The sequence below is a fragment of the Vibrio sp. 10N.286.49.C3 genome, assembly GCF_041469545.1.
In the GTDB taxonomy this organism is placed as follows: Bacteria; Pseudomonadota; Gammaproteobacteria; order Enterobacterales; family Vibrionaceae; genus Vibrio; species Vibrio tasmaniensis_A.
In genome coordinates this window covers 1-244 of the sequence record NZ_JBFRKT010000074.1, presented here as the reverse complement: position 1 = coordinate 244, position 244 = coordinate 1, and the positions used below count along the sequence as shown (strand labels likewise).

General features: G+C 42.2%; 1 rRNA gene. It reads left to right on the top strand.

The features are described from left to right. Nucleotides 1-160: 160 nt before the first annotated feature. Nucleotides 161-244, top strand: a 5S ribosomal RNA gene (rrf, locus tag AB4180_RS21745); the annotation flags it as partial.

The window sequence follows — 244 nt, the reverse complement described above, 5'->3', positions numbered from 1 at the left end:
TGTACTAATTGCCCGTGAGGCTTAACCATACAACACCCAAGGGGTTTTGTGGACTCAAAGAAAGACCAGACCTTGAATGAGTTTGAAGAGAGACTTTTAAATCAGTTTTCCAGATTATTTTGCCTTCAGTTTTTAAAACTGAAAGTAAAAGCAAAATTTGCTTGGCGACCATAGCATTGTGGACCCACCTGATTCCATGCCGAACTCAGAAGTGAAACACAATAGCGCCGATGGTAGTGTGGGG